Origin of the sequence: Janthinobacterium sp. SUN120 (assembly GCF_030397735.1) — a bacterium.
Taxonomy (GTDB): domain Bacteria; phylum Pseudomonadota; class Gammaproteobacteria; order Burkholderiales; family Burkholderiaceae_D; genus Janthinobacterium; species Janthinobacterium kumbetense.
Genome location: NZ_JAPUBW010000002.1, coordinates 47,085 through 62,507, shown reverse-complemented (window position 1 = coordinate 62,507; position 15,423 = coordinate 47,085). Strand labels below are relative to the sequence as shown.

The 15,423-nt window shown below is 66.0% G+C and carries 12 protein-coding genes; 5 read left to right on the top strand and 7 right to left on the bottom strand.

Annotated features, from left to right (window positions below; all coding sequences use genetic code 11):
• Window position 1: 1 nt before the first annotated feature.
• Together O0879_RS09895 and O0879_RS09890 are read right to left on the bottom strand one after the other, a co-directional pair.
• Entirely contained in the window at window positions 2-517 is a 516-nt protein-coding gene (locus O0879_RS09895) for a sigma-70 family RNA polymerase sigma factor (RefSeq protein WP_289916246.1), read from the bottom strand.
• Window positions 518-588: 71 nt separating this feature from the next.
• Window positions 589-825: a hypothetical protein gene (locus O0879_RS09890; RefSeq protein ID WP_289904381.1), complete on the bottom strand. Its 237-nt coding sequence runs from the start codon at window positions 823-825 to the stop codon at window positions 589-591.
• A 26-nt stretch (window positions 826-851) separates the two neighbouring features.
• Here O0879_RS09890 and O0879_RS09885 point away from each other — a divergent pair, with 26 nt between their 5' ends.
• The gene (locus O0879_RS09885) at window positions 852-1,418 is read left to right on the top strand and encodes a YceI family protein (protein WP_099667289.1); all 567 of its coding nucleotides are present in this window, start codon (window positions 852-854) and stop codon (window positions 1,416-1,418) included.
• A 73-nt stretch (window positions 1,419-1,491) separates the two neighbouring features.
• Here the strand turns inward: O0879_RS09885 and O0879_RS09880 are convergent, their stop codons facing one another.
• Window positions 1,492-3,300, bottom strand: a complete 1,809-nt coding sequence (locus O0879_RS09880; RefSeq protein WP_289916245.1) for an NAD(P)/FAD-dependent oxidoreductase — start codon at window positions 3,298-3,300, stop codon at window positions 1,492-1,494.
• A gap of 142 nt (window positions 3,301-3,442) precedes the next feature.
• Window positions 3,443-4,579, bottom strand: coding sequence for a helix-turn-helix domain-containing protein (locus O0879_RS09875; RefSeq protein ID WP_289916241.1), 1,137 nt, complete (start codon window positions 4,577-4,579; stop codon window positions 3,443-3,445).
• Window positions 4,580-4,789: 210 nt separating this feature from the next.
• Between O0879_RS09875 and O0879_RS09870 the strand changes: the two genes are divergently transcribed.
• From O0879_RS09870 to O0879_RS09860, 3 genes are all read left to right on the top strand, one after another.
• Window positions 4,790-6,286 (top strand): alginate export family protein, encoded by a 1,497-nt coding sequence (locus O0879_RS09870; RefSeq protein WP_289916240.1) that lies wholly within the window; start codon window positions 4,790-4,792, stop codon window positions 6,284-6,286.
• A 46-nt stretch (window positions 6,287-6,332) separates the two neighbouring features.
• On the top strand, window positions 6,333-7,643 hold the full coding sequence (locus O0879_RS09865) for a serine hydrolase (protein WP_289917852.1): 1,311 nt from the start codon (window positions 6,333-6,335) through the stop codon (window positions 7,641-7,643).
• Window positions 7,644-7,764: 121 nt separating this feature from the next.
• Complete coding sequence (locus O0879_RS09860; protein WP_289916238.1) at window positions 7,765-9,306, top strand: CHASE2 domain-containing protein; 1,542 nt, start codon at window positions 7,765-7,767, stop codon at window positions 9,304-9,306.
• Between the two features lie 15 nt (window positions 9,307-9,321).
• On the opposite strand, the gene O0879_RS09855 is transcribed toward O0879_RS09860, so the two are convergent.
• Genes O0879_RS09855 through O0879_RS09845 form a run of 3 tightly spaced genes read right to left on the bottom strand, consistent with a single transcriptional unit; the run spans window position 9,322 to window position 14,566 of the window.
• A complete protein-coding gene (locus O0879_RS09855) occupies window positions 9,322-12,108 on the bottom strand; it encodes an Hsp70 family protein (protein ID WP_289916237.1) in 2,787 nt (928 codons plus the stop codon).
• Between the two features lie 2 nt (window positions 12,109-12,110).
• Window positions 12,111-13,982, bottom strand: a complete 1,872-nt coding sequence (locus O0879_RS09850) for an Hsp70 family protein (RefSeq protein ID WP_289916234.1) — start codon at window positions 13,980-13,982, stop codon at window positions 12,111-12,113.
• Window positions 13,979-14,566 carry a DUF2760 domain-containing protein gene (locus tag O0879_RS09845; RefSeq protein WP_289916232.1) on the bottom strand — a complete coding sequence of 196 codons (588 nt, stop codon included), beginning with the start codon at window positions 14,564-14,566 and terminating at the stop codon, window positions 13,979-13,981. The genes O0879_RS09850 and O0879_RS09845 overlap by 4 nt, the downstream gene beginning before the upstream one ends.
• Window positions 14,567-14,821: 255 nt before the next feature.
• On the opposite strand from O0879_RS09845, the gene O0879_RS09840 reads away from it, so the two are divergent.
• Window positions 14,822-15,421, top strand: coding sequence for a transglutaminase family protein (locus O0879_RS09840; RefSeq protein ID WP_289916230.1), 600 nt, complete (start codon window positions 14,822-14,824; stop codon window positions 15,419-15,421).
• Window positions 15,422-15,423: the final 2 nt, after the last annotated feature.

Below are 15,423 nucleotides of genomic sequence, written 5' to 3'. Positions count from 1 at the left end.
TTCATAGCGTATCCCGCTCGGGCAAGCCTTTTTTACAGGCGAGCATGCCGTTGATGATGTGTTTTTCCACCATGTTGACGGAGATACCCATCTGCGCGGCGATCTCGATCTGGCTCAGGCCATCGAACTTGTACAGTGCGAAAGCCTGGCGGCAGCGCGGCGGCAAGCCCTCGATGATGAGCAGCAGGCGTTCCATGGTTTGCCGGTCGTGCAGCCGTTGCTCGGGTTCATCGGCGCGCGGCGCGCGCAGCTGCATGTGCGGCTCGTCGAGCGCGTCATGGGGCCGCCTCTGGTGCAAGCGCTGTTCGTCGATGGCGATGTTTTTCGCCGTGACGTACAGCAGGGCGCGCTGGCCGCTGTCGGGTGGCGTATCGCCATGCAAGGCGCGGGCGCCGCCTAGCGGCTGGCGCGCCAGGAGGCGGGCGTAGGCTTCCTGCACCACGTCCTGTGCCTTGTCGCGGCATCCCGTGGAGCGCGAAATCAGGCGCAGCAATTCCTGGTAATAGCGTTCAAGCACCGCGCATGTCCCCGTGATCAAAGCGCGCCATGATAGCAAGCCCATCAAATAATAACAAGAATCATTCTCATCTATGGTGTAATCTGAGGTGCCGGATAACGCTGGATATTTTTGGCAATGCAGACAATAATCGGCAGCAGAAGGCGCTGTCGCAGAGAATATCGCCATGTATTATCGATTTTATCGATGCTAACTAGGTATATTTTCCGTTTTACATCGATCTTCATGCCATGCATAATCTGTTGCAACTGAAGCCAGACAATCAGTCGCATGCGCCAGTCGCCTGCAGCCGGTTGCGGTTTTGACATCCTCCACTTTCTGTTAGGAACCTACAATGAAAAAACTGCTCGCTTTTATCGCCGCCGCCGGCTTCTCGCTGTCCGCCGTTGCCGCTCCTGAAGTCTATGTCATCGATGGCAGCCACACTTTCCCCCGCTTCGAGTACACCCACATGGGCTTCTCGACGCAGCAAAGCCGTTTCAATAACACCACTGGCAAGGTCACCCTGGACCGCGCCGCCAAGACGGGCGCCGTCGAAGTGCTGATCGACACCAAATCCGTCGACACGGGTTCGACCCTGTTCAACTCGCACATCCAGGGCGAAGATTTCCTCGACACGGCCAAGTTCCCGGTCGCCACCTACAAATCGACCAAGTTCAATTTTGACGGCGACAAGCTCGCTTCCGTCGACGGCAACCTGACCCTGAAAGGCGTGACCAAGCCAGTCACCCTGACCGTCACCTCGTTCACCTGCGCACCGCACCCGATGCTGAAAAAAGACGCTTGCGGCGCCAACGCCACGGCCAAGATCAAGCGCTCGGAATTCAACGCAGGCAAATATGCGCCAGCCGTCAGCGATGACGTCACGCTGACGTTTGCCATCGAAGCCATCAAGCAGTAATTGTTGGCTGCATGATGCAAAATGGCGGCGGACTTCGGTCCGCCGCCATTTTTTTATCTGCTTGCCCCTGCCATCACGCCAGGTGATGCACTTCCTGTTGCCCATACACGGGGGTGGTCAAGCCTTCCATGCGCGCCTTCAGTTGCAGCGACAGGTATTGCGAGTAGTGGCGCGACTGGTGCAGGTTGCCGCCGTGGAACCACAGCGCCTGCTGCTGCGTGGGTTTCCACATATTGCGCTGCTCGCCCTCCCACGGGCCCGGGTCTTTCGTCGTGTTTGACCCGAGTCCCCACACCTTGCCCACCTTGTTGGCCACCTCGGGCGAGATCAGGTCGGCTGCCCAGCCATTCATGGAGCCGTAGCCGGTGGCGTACACCACCAGGTCGGCCGGCAATTCCGTGCCGTCGGACAGCACGATGGAATGGGCTGTCAATTCCTGCACGCCGACGCCGCTTTTCAGCTTGATCTTGCCCTCGGCGACCAGTTCGGAGGCGCCCACGTCGATGTAGTAGCCGGAGCCGCGGCGCAGGTACTTCATGAACAGGCCCGAATCGTCGTCGCCGAAATCGAGCATGAAGCCCCGTTCTTCCAGGCGCGCATAAAAGTCCGCGTCGCGCTCGCGGATGGCCTTGAAGACGGGCTTCTGGAAGTCGGCCAGGATTTTATAGGGAAGCGAGGCGAACGTGAGGTCGGCCTTGGCCGTCGTCATGCCGGCGGCCAGCGCCCGTTCCGAGTACAGGTCGCCCAGGGCCAGGTCCATCAAGGAATCGGACTTGACGATGTGCGTCGACGAGCGCTGCACCATGGTCACGTCCACGCCCGCTTCCCACAGGGCGGCGCAGATATCGTGCGCGGAATTGTTCGCGCCGATGACGACCACCTTCTTGCCGACATACGCGTCCGGCCCCGGATGCTGCGACGAGTGCTGCTGCTCGCCCTGGAACACGTCCATGCCCTTGAACTTCGGCATGTTCGCCTTGCCCGACATGCCCGTGGCCAGCACCAGCTGCTTCGGTTTCAGGGTGACGGGCTGGCCGTCGCGCAGCACTTGCACCGTCCACTCGCCGGACGCTTCGTCGAAGCTGGCCGATTCGCAGGAAGTCGAGCCCCAGTAGTTCAGTTCCATCACCTTGGTGTACATTTCCAGCCAGTCGCCCACCTTGTCCTTGGGCGTGAAGACGGGCCAGTTGTCGGGGAAGGGGATGTACGGCATGTGGTCGTACCAGACGGGGTCGTGCAGGCACAAGGACTTGTAGCGCTTGCGCCAGCTGTCGCCCGGGCGCGCGTTTTTCTCGATGATGATGGTGGGGACGTTTAACTGGCGCAGCCGCGCGCCGAGCGCGATGCCGCCCTGGCCGCCGCCGATGATGACGCAGTAGGGCTGGCGCGCGTAGCCCAGTTCCCTGGCTTCCTGCTCGCGGTGCTCCAGCCAGCTGCTGCGGTTGGTGCGCGCGCCGTGTTCCGCGCCCATGGGCCGCCGGCCGCCCTTGGCTTCCTCAAAACCCTTCAATTCGCTCATGGTGGTGAGCAGGGTCCAGATCTTGCCGTCGCGGATGCGGATGAAGCCCACGCCGCGCGCCGCCTTCGTTTCCACCGTGATCCAGCTTTGCAGCACGCCGCCGGCCTCGCTGGCATGTTCGCCGTCGGCGATGCGGATGGAGAGCGGCTGCACGGCGCCCAGCTGGGCGGCCAGCATGGCGGCGATCTGCTCGCGGCCTTCCAGGGTTTTCAAATTCCAGGTAAACAGCACCAGGTCGCGCCAGTAGCCGTCCTGTTCGAACAATTGCGCGGCGCCCGTGCTGTCGCTGGCGCGCAGCGCGCCTTCGAGCTGCTCCAGGATGCCGGCCACGGCCAGGTCGTGCGGGTTGCTATCGGTTTGCATCGTGTCTCCTCCAAGTCTGCTGACTTTATGATGGGATGCGGCTGTGTTGCCGCTGACGATGTTGTAACACCGGCGTTCCGGCGCTGCATTGCGCAGCGCAGCATGGCTGATTTTGAGACGGAAATCTCAGCTTTTCGGATGGCTACTGGCGGTGCGGCGGCACGATGTGCAACTGCTTGAGGCGCCGGTACAGGGTGGCGCGCGAGATGCCCAGCATGGCCGCCGCTTGCAGCGGGCGCCATTTGGCGGCGTTCATGGCGTGGACGATACGCGTGCGTTCGGCCTGTTCCGGCGCGGTGTATGCCAGCGCGTCCGGCGCGACAGGCGCCTCGCGCGTGGCGCGCACGCTGGCCTGGCGCAGCGGTGTGCGCACGCGGGCGTGCAGCCAGGTGCTGCCGCCGGTCAGGCGCAAGGACAGCAGATTGTGTCCCGCGCGCGCATCGAACAGCCGCTCGGCGCGCACTTCCAGCACGTCGCCGACGGGACGCGGCAGGGTGTCCAGGCCCCCGATGACGTCGCGCGCGCAGCGGTTGGCGGCGACGATGTCGCCATGCTCGTCGATGGCGAGCAGCATCTCCGGCTGCACTTCCACGAAGTGGCGGTTGCGGTGCGCCAGCAGGATGCAGCAATGGCCGTAGGACTTCAGGAAAAAGCCGTCTTCGATCAGGGTCGCGCCTTGCCGCACCAGTTGTCTGACCAGGCGCTGGCTGTCGCGCGCATCGGGGGAGGTCAGCGCCGAGGCATCGAGCACGCCGATCAAGTCGCCGTGCGGCGAAAAGATCGGCGCGGCGCTGCAGGTCAGGCCCGTGAACGCGGCGCGAAAATGGTCGGTCTTGTGCACGGTGATGGCTTCCTGGTCGAGCAGCACGGAGGCGATGCCGCACGTGCCTTCCTCCTCTTCCGACCAGCACGAGCCGGGATACAGGCCCGCCTTCTTGAAATCCTTGCGCTGGTCCGTGTCGACCACGTAGTCGATGGTCACGCCGCGCGCATTGGCGAGGATGATGCAGTAGCCCGCTTCGCGCACCATGGCGTGCAGGCGCGGCAGGCACTGGCCCGTGGAGCGTAGAAAATTTTCCTCGGATTGCTGGATGGCGCGCAGTTCGGCGCCCGTCAGGATGCGTGGCCCCGTGGTGGAGGCGGGGTCGAGCCGGTAGTCGTCCAGTGAGCGCCGGTACGATGACGCCAGCCTGGCCGTATCGGCCCCTGGATTGACGATGCGGCCGGCGATCAGGTCGCGCACGCGGTCGATATGGCTGGTCTGGCGGACGTAGGGCATGGCGCTCTCCGGTGTCTCGGTATTTTTTATGGTATGCCCGTTTTTAGCACGAAGCGCCGGCATATGCATGCCGCATTGCAGCATGGGACTGCCGTGAGACGTTCGTCTCACCACAGCCGCGCCGCACAATAGGATGCTTTACAACAATAAAAAAGAGCATCTCTGATAACATTCGCTCAAATTGACAGTCAGCCAGCGCAAGGGATATCTATGGCAATGCAAACGATGTTCCTGGCACGCAGAACGATGGTGCTGGCCTTGCTGGGAGCGAGCGCCTCCTGCGGCGCCGCCGGCCAGCTCGATCCCGATGGCCAGAGCAGCCTGGAAAAGGAAGTGGCCCGGCGCGCCGCCGTCGAACCGGCCATAGTCGCCGACTGGCAAGTGACGCGCTTCGTGGAAGCGGGCGTGCAGGTGGCCGGCGAAAACAACTTGTTCTGGAAGCTGTCGAATACGCCTGCGCGTAATTCCGGCTTCGAATTCACCCCCTATTGGTACGAGTTCTATGTCAAGCCGGCCCTTGGCTTCAAGCGCAATCTGGGCGACGGCAAGCAGCTGTATGCGCGCGTGTCCGCCGTCGGCTCGGGCACGGCGCGCCATGACCCATTCGGCGCCGGCGATACGGGCCGCATCTCGATCGAGGAATTCGTCGCCGGCATCCGCATGCCGCTCGGCGGCACGCGCGCCATACTCGACTTGTCGGCCGGCGCGCAAAATTTCACGCTGGGCACCGGCATGCTGATCGCCAATGGCGGCTCGAACGGCTTTGACCGTGGCGCGCTGAAACTGGGGCCGCGCAAGGCCTTCCAGAATTCGGTGGTGGCGAAAATAAGCCAGGATGCGTTCAGCGCCCAGGCGTTTTATCTCGACCCGAATGAAAACCCCGACAACGATTCGGGCACGCGCGTCGTCGGCGTTGATTTCAGCTACGCGCCAGCGAACGACCGCAAGGCCGGCATTGCATATGGCAAGGTGCCCCGTTCGCATGCCGCGTATCCGCAGGCGGCGCCAGGCGGCATCGGCGCGCCGCTGGCCGTGCCCGAAGGCCGCAAGGACTTGCAGTTCGTGTATGGCTATGCGCGCGTTCCCGTATTGCCCACCGTGCTGCCGAAAGGCTGGTTCGGCTTTGACGCCGCGCGCGAATGGAACACGCGCGAGCCGATGCGGGCCTGGGGCTGGCGCACGGAAGGGGGCTTTTCGCTGCCCGACGTGGCCTGGACGCCGAAGTTCACGCTTGGCTACCAGAGTTTTTCAGGCGACGATCCGCGCACGGCGCGCAACGAGCGCTTCGACCCGCTGTTTTTCGAAGGCACGCCGGGCGCCTGGGCTTCTGGCAGCAAGGCGACCTGGGTCTTCGTCAATGCCAACGTGAATGCGCTGCAGGCTACCATCGAGCTGCACCCGACGCCGAAAGATACCGTGACCGCCTACCTGGCCCAGGTACGGGCCAACCAGATGGGCAGCCCGCTGCAGTTCGGCCAGGCCACGCGGCTCGACGTGCCGGGCGACGCGCCCGTGGTGATCGCCGGCGTGCTGCGTCCGATGCTGGCGAACGATGTCTTCGTCAAGTACGTGCGCGTGGTGAACCCGAATACCTATCTGACCCTGGGCTTCAGCGCCTCGTTCGCGCAGTCGGGCGTCAACCAGCTGGTGAATGGCCAGGCCAGGACGTGGACGGGCTGGCTGGCGAACGTCGTCTGGGTCTATTAAGTATTCTGTCTATCAAGGAGAGCATCACATGAACAATTTCCCCAGCATGAAACGCCTGGCCCTGGCCGCAGCCTGCCTGGCGCTGGCCACCGGCGCCCATGCGGCAGAAACGACGGCGCCGCTGTCGGCCGCCGCCAGCGACCCGGCTACCTTGCAATGGATGGTGGGCGCGCCGCCGCCGGCCGATAAGATCATCCGCTTCGACGATGGCAGCTATTTCAATTTCCCGCAGTTGCGCTGGAGCGTGTCGCATTTCCGCCAGCTGATGCCGACGGTGGAGGTGTCGCGCGGCCTGAAGGCGCCCGTACCCTTGCCGCGCGCGTTGCGCAAGGATATCGACAGCCTGCGATTCACGCCCCTGGGCGGGACGGAAACGATGACCTGGGAGCAGTCGCTGGGCGCCAACTACACGGACGGCATCGTCGTGCTGCACCGGGGCCGCATCGTGTATGAGCGCTATTTCGGCGTGCTGAAGGACAGCGGCCAGCATGGCGCCATGTCCGTGACGAAGTCCGTGATGGGCACCATCGGCGCGGCACTGGTGGCCGAAGGCAAGCTCGATCCGAACAAGAAAGTGGCCGAGTATGTGCCGGAACTGGCCAAGTCCGCGTTTGGCGACGCCACCGTGCGCCAGGTGCTCGACATGACCACGGGCCTGAAATTCAGCGAAGATTACGCCGACCCGACAGCGGAAGTGTGGCAGCACGCGGCGGCCGGCAATCCGCTGCCCAAGCCGAAGGATTACACGGGGCCGCGCAGCTATTTCGAGTATTTGCAAACGGTGCGGCACGAGGGCCGGCATGGCGAGGCGTTCGGCTACCGCACGGTGAACTCCGACGTGCTGGGCTGGATCATCGCCCGCGTCACGGGGCAGAACGTCAACGCGTACCTGTCCGAACATATCTGGCAGAAGCTGGGCGCTGAACAGGATGCCTACATGAGCGTCGATTCGACGGGCACGCCGTTTGCCGGCGGCGGCTTGAGCGCGGGCTTGCGCGACCTGGCCCGCTTCGGCGAAATGCTGCGCAACGATGGCCGCTACAACGGCCAGCAAATCATCCCCCGCGCGGCTGTCGCGGATATCCGCCGCGGCGGCGACAAGCAGCTGTTCGCCAAGGGCGGCTACGATTTGCTCAAGGGCTGGAGCTACCGCGACATGTGGTGGGTCACGCATAACGACCATGGCGCCTACATGGCGCGCGGCGTGTATGGTCAGCGCATCTACGTCGACCCGAAGGCGGAAATGGTGATCGTGCGCTTCGCCTCGACGCCGACGGCGGCCAATGCGGCCAATGACCCGACCACCACGCCGGCCTTCGAAGCGCTGGGCAAGCTGCTGCTGGCCAGGCCGAAGTAGGGTGCCAGGCTGACCCTTGCCAGCCGTGCGGCGAAACGGGCACAACTGCAATATACTGTCCTTTCGTTACCACTTGTTGCTTGAGTGATAATTTATTCGTTGCGCGCAAGGAGCAGGCACCGTGGAAACCAGCCAGCCGGATCAACCGCACCCGCCGCTCTGGCGGCGTCTGCTGTGGCCGGTCGCCCAGCTGGGCTCGGCCTTCAAGCTGACGGGCACGCACTTGCTGCACCACGTGATCGGCGCCAGCCTGATCGCCGCGCTGATGCTGGCGCTGGAAGGTTTTCACGTGCTCGAATGGCTCGATGCGGCCATGCTGCGCGCCAGCGCGGCGCAGGAGCAGCTGCTGGACCGGGGCAAGGACCCGGGCGCAGCCTACCGGCCCGGCATCATCGAAATCGACCAGCCCGCGTTCGAACAGGTCTTCGACGAGCGTGAACCGCTGGAACGCACGCGCCTGGAGCAATTGATCGCCGGCGCCGCAGCGCGCGGCAGCCAGGTGCTGGCCATCGACCTGGACCTGGCACCCGCCGTGTACGAACAGCACAAGGCGGGCGAGCGGCCGCTGGACCGCCTGCTCGACCGGCTGGCCGCCGATGGCCGGCAACTGGTGCTGATCCTGCCCGAACAATCGGACCGGAATGCGAACCTGCCGTGGATACGCGCGCGCTGCGCGGCCGGCATCCATTTCGCCAGTCCGCAAATCCGCGAACGCATGGGCGCCGTCACGCGCATCGAGCTGAAAAGTCCCGTGCTGGCGGCCGTGGCCTTCGAGCTGGCGCATGGCGCCGATGAACAGGAGCAGAAGCAGCCCATGCCGGCCGTCCTGTCCGAGCAAAAGCAAGGGCTGGCGCTGGCCGGCCGCGTGTGCCAGCTGGCGCGGCGCACGGGCAGCGAAAAGGACTTGGCGCGCTGGGCGTTCGAACCCGTCATCCGCGGCGACGCCAAGGATGCGGCGGAGCAGAACGCCGTCACCGCGCCGTTTCACCCGGCCGCCGTGGCGCCGGCCTTCTTGAACCCCACGCGCACGCGCGTCAAACTGATCGAAGGCCAGGCCGGCGTGGATGCCGGGGCGCTGCGCAAGAATGTCGTGTATATCGGCAGCACGTATGACGTGCGCGACCGCTATACGACGGCCGAAGGCGAGCAGGCCGGCCTGCACCTGCATGCGGCCGCCCATACGTCGCTGGGCATCGGCACGGCCGACGTCAATAAATATGCGGTCTTCGCGGCCGATATCGTCATCGGCGTGCTGCTGGGCTGCCTGTTCGGCGGCCTGTGGACCTTGTACGGCCGCGCCGAACTGGCCATCGACAAGCGCATGGAAGACCACGATTTCAGCCGCCTGCACCGCATGGGCACCCTGGCGGAATTCTATGGCATCCGCCTGATGCTGGCGCTGGTGTGGGCTTCGCCGTTTGCCATCGGCGCGCTGGCCATCTATTTATCGCGCGGCTTGCTGGAGCTGGGCTGGTGGGTCAATCCCGGCCCCCTGATCGCCGGCATGTTCCTGCACGCGATGTCGCTGCGCGACGAAGCCCACCATCCGCACGAGGAAGTGCCGGGCCTGTCCGTGTGGGCTCAGTTGCGCCGCACGCATCCCGGCATCGTGCTGGTGCAGGCGCCGCTGGCGGTGGTGTTGCTGGTGGTGGCGCTGGTGTAGCGAGATGGCAGTTGATTAATTGATCAGCTTCAACCCCGGCGGCAGCGCCTCGCCCAGCATGCGCTTGGTATTCGCTTCGTCCAGCTGCGTCACTTCGCTGACCATCGCTTGCCACAGGGGCGGGGCGCCCACGGCTTTCAGGCGGGCGAGGATGGTGGCCCGTAAATCGTCGGCGATGTCGCGCGAGCGGTCGCCCGTCATGCGCGCCAGGTGGGTGGCGGCGAAAGCGGCCGGTTCCACCTTTTTCCAGTCCAGCGCCAGCAGCACCTGCAACCAGTCGGCCACGGCGGCGCTGTCGACCACTTCGTGCGCGCTGCCGTGGAAGGGCTGGCGCGCGCCGACCCTGGCCAGCGCCCACAGGGTGTTCGTGTCCGCCGCTTCCCCCTTCTTGCCGGCTTTCTCCAGGCGTTTCAGCAGCCAGGCGCCCACTTCGGCCTTGTAGGCGCCGGGGATGCGCTCCAGCGAAGCGCCCAGGCGCAGCATGTCGTCGTCGCTGCCGTTCACGAGGGTGACGGGGCGGCTGCCCCGCTGCGCCGCATCGGCTTGCAGGTTGAAGGCAAAGTCGTCGAGCAGGCGCAATTGCTGCTCCGAACTCAGGCCGCCGGCCACCCGGCGCCACAGGGTCCACCATTCGGCGCACACCTGGCTATCCTTGTGGTGCTGCACGCCCGTGTCGAACATCGCCCACAGCTGCTCGATGCGCCACGGGTCCAGCGCATCGCCGTAGCCGGGACGCAGGCAGTAGCCGGCCAGGTTCAGCCAGGCCCGCTCATGCTCGGCGGAGCGGCGCCGGCCGCGGGCGCGCAGCAGGAGGGCGTCGAACAGATGGCGCAGCAGCGGCGTATCCCAGCTTTCGCGTCCGCCCAGCCCCCGTTCCAGGTGCTGGCGCAGCTGGCGCACTTCCCTGGCGTCGACCTTTTGCGCCTTGCCGCCGAAGATGCGTTCGATCTTCTCGATGGCTTCCTTGACGCGCGGCGGCACGGTAGACGTTTCGGCGGGCGCTTCCTCTTCGCCACGCAGCTGGAATTCCAACAGCCAGCGCTGACTGGCATCGGCTTCGGCCACGCAGTGCACTTCCAGCGTGCCCACTTCTGTCATCACGGTGGCCAGCTGCACGGTGATGTCGCGCTTGTCATTGCCGCCGTCCCTGGCGTGCAGCACGCTGGCCAGCGGCGGCAGGCGCAGGTAGTCGCCCGCGTCCAGGTCGACGAGGTCGCCCAGTTGCGGCGGCGTCCCCGTTTCCGCGATCGAGGACGCCAGGTGGAAGCGCACGGGCCGGCCCAGGCGCAAGGCGAACAGGCGCTCCGTCAGGCGGATTTCCTCGCCGCTGGCGCTGCCACGAGGCAGGATGCAGACGGCGCGGTGGTCCTTGCCCGCCTCGCCCAGCACGAGGAAATAGCTGCGCGGCGAACCGCCGCCGATGCGCGGCGCCTGGCCGCGCCGGGCCAGCGCGTAGGCGACGGCGCCACGCGCCACGGCCACGTCGGGATTATCGTTGTGCAGTATGGTCAGCGGCTGTCCGCGCCAGTGCGCCAGGGTGTCGGCCAGGCGGCGCGCCAATGCGTCGGCGCGGAACACGCCGCCATTGAGCAGCAGGGTATCGGGCAGAGCGCCCGCATGCTGTTGCAGAAAGCTGGCCAGGTGGCGCGTGATGGCCGCGTCCTGCGCATACGGCAGGCCGAATTCGACGATGCCGGCGCGGCCCTTCCTGCCCACCTCGCCCAGCTCCACCTTCGGAAAGAAGCCGTCGACCACCATGGCCGCCACTTCCTCGCGCGTGACGTCGGCGGAACGGCTGCCGCCGATCAGGCGCGAGCCCGCGCCCAGCAGGGTGACGGTGGTTTTCTCCGGCGCGTCGGCGGACAGCAGCAGCTCCTTGGCGGCGCGGCAGCGTTCCATCAGCTGCGACAGGCGCGCGGCGGACAGCTTCATGCCGCCTTCCTGGCCAGCTGCCAGGCGCGCTTCCACCAGGTGGGCCAGCGCCAGATCCATATTGTCGCCGCCGAGTATCAAATGGTTGCCCACGCTGCTGCGCGTGAGCTGCGGTTCGCCGTCGTCATCGAAGGCCACGTCGATCAGGCTGAAATCGGTGGTGCCGCCGCCCACGTCGCAGACTAAAATGCGGCGCGTGTCGGCCAGGTCGGCGCGCAGGGTGGCGCGCCGGCGCTGCAGGAAATCATAGAAGGCCGCCTGCGGTTCTTCCACCAGGCGTAGCGCAGGCAAGCCCGCCATGCGGGCCGCTTCCAGGGTGAGTGCGCGCGCACCCTCGTCGAACGAGGCGGGGATGGTCAGCACCAGTTCCTGCTGCGCCAAAGGAGCGTCGGGAAAGCGGTGGTTCCACGCGGCGCGCACATAGGCCAGGTAGCTGGCGCTGGCCGCCACGGGCGACACTTTCGCGACATCGGCGGCCGCGCCCCACGGCAGGATGGGCGCCTGGCGGTCCACGTTCGCGTGCGACAGCCAGCTCTTCGCGCTGGCCACTAACCGGCCCGGCACCTGGGCGCCCAGCTGGCGCGCCAGCGCGCCCAGAACGGCATGCTCGACGCCGGCCACGTCCTGCTGTGGCCACGGCAGCGTCAAGTCGCCCGCCGCCAGTTCGCCGGCGGCGGGATGGTAGCGCAAGGAAGGCAGCAGGGGGCGTGCGCCCACTTCGCCGGGAGCGACCAGCTGCTCGATGGCGAACAGCTCGATGACCGCCGGCGCATCGGCCGCATCGGCGGCATTGGCATAGGCCACCACCGTGTTGGTGGTGCCCAAGTCGATGCCGACCAGATAGGCCGGCTTGCCCACGGCGCTCGCCATGCTTATTGCTGTGGCGTGCCGCGCACGTCGAATTCCACCTTCCAGCGCTCGGCGCCGTCAGGGGAAACGGCCAGCAGTTCCAGGGTGCCCGCTTCTGTCACGCGCGCGTGCAGTGTCACTTGCACCACGTCGCCGGCCGATCGGCCTTCGGCGGACAGGGTGGCCTGGATTTCGCTCAGTTCCTGCAATTCGTCGGGACCCCAGAAATCGAGCAAGTCGCCGATCTGGTCGTTGCGGCGCGTGGACGAGGCGAAGAAGCGGAAGTGCACGGGCTCTCCCACCACCAGGCCGAATTGCTGGCCCGGCAATTCCAGTTCGCTGCCTTCTTCCATGCCGAACGGCGCCACGCACAGGGCCTGGATCGGCGGTTCCATGCCGGGGATGGCGGGCATGGCCGATTCGATGGCGACATAGAAGGAACTGGCCGTGCCGCCGCGGATGCGCACACCATGGCCGCGCCGCACGTAGCTGTAGTAGGCGGCGCCGCGCGCCACGGCCAGGTCCAGATCGGCCCCGGCCAGCATGCGCGCCGGTTCCGCGCCTTCCATGTACAGCCAGTCGTTGACGGTGGCCATGATGCGCTGGACCAGCAGGTCGGACTTGAAGACGCCGCCGTTGAACAGCACGGCCGTCGGGTGCAAAAAGCTGGCGTCGGCCGACTGGCGGCCCGCAAAGCCTTCCAGTTCGGCGGTGGCTGCCACTTGCCGGCCCAGGAACGCGGCCAGGTGGCGCGTGATGGCCGCGTCCTGCGCATACGGCAAGCCCAGTTGCGTCAGGCCGGCGCGCGTGCGCACGGCAGGGCGGCTCGACGCTTCCACTTGCGGGAAGAAGCCGTCGAGGATGAAGGTGGACACTTCCGCGCGCGTCAGTTCCGTGCGGATGGAGCCGCCGATCAGCTTTGAGCCGCGGCTCGGCACGACGATGGGCGCCGTTTCCATGCCGCTGTCGGCCAGCAGGCTTTCCTTGGCGCTGCGGCAGCCATAAGTGAGCGCGCGCATCTGCCAGGCGTCCAGCTGGGTGCCGTTGGCGGCCAGCTTGCGGGCCACCAGGTGGGCCAGCGCCAGGTCCATATTGTCGCCGCCCAGCAGGATGTGTTCGCCGACGGCCACGCGGTGCGGTTCCAGCACGCCGTCGCGTTCCAGCACGGCGATCAGCGAAAAGTCGCTGGTGCCGCCGCCCACGTCGACGACCAGGATGATGTCGCCCGGCTTGACTTCCTTGCGCCAGCGCCCTTCGCTGGTCTGGATCCAGCTGTACAAGGCCGCCTGCGGCTCTTCCAGCAGGGTCAGCGAGGCGTAGCCGGCTGCCTGCGCCGCTTCCATCGTCAGTTCGCGCGCGGCCGGATCGAACGAGGCGGGAATCGTGACGGTGATTTCCTGCTCGGCGAACGGCGCTTGCGGGTGGGCGTGGTCCCAGGCCTGGCGCAAATGCGTCAGGTAGCGCGTGGCGGCCGTGATGGGCGAAATGCGCGCCACTTCCGCCGGCGCATCGTTCGGCAGGATGGCTGCGCGGCGGTCCACGCCCGGGTGGCACAGCCAGCTTTTCGCGCTCGACACGAGACGGATGGGCGTGGTGGCGCCACGGCTGCGGGCCATTTCGCCGACGACGAACGGCGCTTCCGCTTCCTCGGTAACCCAGGGCAGGGCCAGGTCGCCCGCCGCCACTTCATCGGCGTGCGGCAGGTAGACGAACGACGGCAGCAGCGACAATTCTTCGATGGTGCCCGGCGCCGACAGCTGCGGCACTTTCAGCACGCCATGGCTGGACTTTTCGCCGTCGCTCTCGACCAGGTTAACATACGACAGGGCGCTGTGGGTGGTGCCCAGGTCGATGCCGATGGCGTAGCGCGGGCTTGGGTTGGCTTGAACGTTCACAGTTCCACCTCGGCTGGCGCCAGGATGGCCGCGTCGTGCTGCTCGCTCAGTTTCGGCAGGCGCACGCTGGACGCGCGCCAGCCGCGGTGGCTGAGGGTGCCCGTGAATGGCGCCGAACCGACCACGTTGCCTGTGAGGCGTACTTGCGCGGAATCAAAGCCTTCCTGCAGCACGATGCGGCTGCCTTCGGCTTCCTGGCGCACGGCCTCGATGGTGAAATACTCGCGCATGACCTTGGCGCAGCCTTCATGTACGACGCGGGCGGCCGCGCCGATGTCGGCATCGGCATGGCTGCCCAGGTTTTCCTGGGTAAAGTCGATCAATCGCGCTTCGCGTTGCAGCAGGGCCAGCAATTGCAGGGCCGCATCGGGCGTGGCTTCCTTCAAAATGACGGGCGCGGCGGCCGGCGTCGGCACGGGGGCGGGCGCCGGAGCCGGGGCCACTGGCGCCACCGGGGAGGCTTCGGGCAAGGACAGCTTTTCCACGCGGGCCGCATAGGCGGCGTCCGACAGGGTGCTGAAGAAGGCGCCGAAAGCCAGCGGGACTCGGCGCCAGAACGATGGGTGGGACGATGAAGTGCTCATAGGGAACTCGTTTCTCTGATCTGTAGGGAGGCGTCGGCGGCGGGGGCCGCTTCGCAAGGTAGTGCCATGTGCGGGGCCAACAGGGCCGGCTGCGTTTGCCCGCATGATACCAGCTACCGGGCCGCCGCCAAAGTCGCCGCCCCCCTGGCAGGCAGGCCGAAGCGTGGATTTTCTTTGTTCCTGCGCAAGGAAACGTTCGATTTCGTGCCGCTTCGACTAGAATCGCGCATTATCTTTTTGCATGACCTCGATGCCATGTCTACCGACTTTTCCCTGTATTTAGCCAGCAGCACTTACATCGACAGCGACCATCCTGCCGTGCGCGCCAGGGCGGCCGCACTGGCGGAGGGCGCCGTGGGCGACGCCGCGATCGCGGCCCGCTGCTTTGCCTTCGTGCGCGACGAGGTGGCCCACAGCTGGGATTACCGGCGCAATCCCGTCACCTGCCGCGCTTCCGACGTCTTGCAGCATGGCACGGGCTACTGCTATGCGAAGAGCCATCTGCTGGCCGCGCTGCTGCGCGCCAACGGTATTCCTGCCGGCCTGTGCTACCAGCGCCTGGCCGTGGGCGAGGTGGGGCCGCCGTTCTGCCTGCATGGCTTGAATGCCGTGTATCTGCAAGAGTTTGGCTGGTACCGCATCGATGCGCGCGGCAACAAGCCCGGCGTCGCTGCCGCCTTCACGCCGCCACGGGAACAGCTGGCCTTTCCCGTGCTGGCGCCCGAAGAGCGCGACTTGCCGGAAATCTGGCCGGAACCGTTGCCGCAGGTGGTGGCGTCCTTGACTTGCCATGCGACCGTGCAGGATGTGGCGGCGCACTTGCCCGATATCGAATTGTTGCCGCTGCAAAAATAATC